Consider the following 1837-nt stretch of genomic DNA (forward strand, 5'->3'; position numbering starts at 1 on the left):
GTGCCACGCCGCCGTGAGTCGAAGCAGGACGCGGTGGTTGCCGATGCGAAGCCGAATGTCCTGGCTCTTTCCGGCCCAGTGGAGACCGCTGCTGAGGAGAGCCCATCGGTCTCAAGCGCACGCGCAGCTGCTGAGCTACCACCGACTGATAGATCGGATCCTGTTCCGGTAGAGCCTCCCACGATTGCAAGCTGCAGGCGAGCTGATGACATTCCAGCCAATGTCGTAGCTGACGTTGTCGCTGATGATGATCTGACGCCCTCCGATCTCCCGGACATCGCCGTCCTCCCATCTCCGGACGCAGCGAATTTGCAGCTCCGGGTAGAGAGCAAACCGCGCAAGCAGTTGGGTCGAGGCAGGAAACCGGAGTTGGTTGACACGACGCAAGTCCCATCTGACCGCACCATCCCGTCAGACGATACGCTGAGCCTCGACGACGAGATCAGGTTGCTCAGGGGCTAATTGGTCGGAAAGCTTCGATTGCAGAACGCGCAACTGCGAAAGATGCTCGAGCGGTGCGAGCGATAGCTAAAGACGCTGCCAATCGAAAAACGGGGACTGGGAGCCGTTTCGGTGTCGTAAAGGTCTTTCGAGCTACATATCGGTGCCAGTGCATGATAATTCTGTAAGGATGACGCAGCAGCATCCGACTGGCAAGCCAGCCCAATTCGATATGTTCATCGACCCGGCGAACGGCCAAGAGGATCTGGTCTACTCCCCCTCGCGGGTCAGACGCGTCAAGAGCCAACCCATGGAAGAGGCTGAGATGCTGTCGCATCTTGCCGCGACGGGCCGCTACAGGATCCTGCATAAGCTTGAACCTCGTCAGGTCACAGGCCGCGTTCGACCCCAATACCCTCTGCATGGCATAATCATCGACACGGAGACCACCGGTCTCGATCATCGCAAAGCCGAGATTATCGAGATTGGCGTCATTGCCTTTACCTTCGACGAACATGGGACTACCGGCGATATCACCGGAGTGTACGGCGGCCTGCAGCAGCCCGGAACCGCCATCCCAGCCGAAATTACCAAGATTACCGGTATCACTGACGAGATGGTTGACGGTCAGTTCATCGATATCCCGATGCTACGGTCGCTCATCGAACCTGCTGATCTGGTTATCGCCCACAATGCCAGATTCGACCGCCCCTTCTGCGAGGCATTTTCGCCGATGTTTTCCGGCAAGGCATGGGCCTGCTCGAACGCCGAAATCGACTGGTCGTCGCGGGGCTTCGAAGGCACGAAGCTCGGTTACCTCATCGGACAGGCTGGCTTTTTCCACAATGGCCATCGAGCGGTTGACGACTGCTTTGCGCTACTGGAGATCCTCGATCGGAAGGGTGAAGCCGACGGCATCTCACCATTCGCAGAGCTTTACAACGCGAGCCAGCGGTCACGTGTCCGTATCTTCGCGGAAAACAGCCCTTACGATTTCAAAGATCATCTCAAGGCTCGTGGCTATCGTTGGTCGGACGGGGCAGAGGGGGGGCCTAAAAGCTGGTGGATAGAGGTTGATGAGCCCGACCTAGAGGACGAGCTTCGCTATCTGCGAACCGAGATCTACCAGTATCCCGAAGCAGATCCCCTAACCAAGGTCCTAACGGCATTTGATCGTTTTAAGGCCTGACAGGACAACTTTTAGGCGTTTGCTGAGCGGGCGATGCGTAAAACGCATAGCTGCGTTGCGCCTGACCTCCTTACTGATATCGCTGGCTAGAGTAGATTGGCGTAGACAAAGCGATGCACCTCCTCCCGCAGAGCTTCGTGTTCCAGGCGCCCACGCTCCTCCCATGGGGCACCTGGCAGAACAACGGCGCTCCTCCTCCCAGCCGCT

General features: G+C 57.8%; 2 protein-coding genes. Both read left to right on the plus strand.

The window, feature by feature from the left end:
• On the plus strand, positions 1–462 hold a 462-nt coding region (locus ASF70_RS24490; protein ID WP_062577245.1), incomplete at its 5' end, for a hypothetical protein.
• Between the two features lie 211 nt (positions 463–673).
• Entirely contained in the window at positions 674–1630 is a 957-nt protein-coding gene (locus ASF70_RS02745) for a 3'-5' exonuclease (RefSeq protein WP_156461742.1), read from the plus strand.
• Positions 1631–1837 lie beyond the last annotated feature (207 nt).

It is taken from the genome of Rhizobium sp. Leaf321, from assembly GCF_001423215.1.
Classification (GTDB): domain Bacteria; phylum Pseudomonadota; class Alphaproteobacteria; order Rhizobiales; family Rhizobiaceae; genus Neorhizobium; species Neorhizobium soli.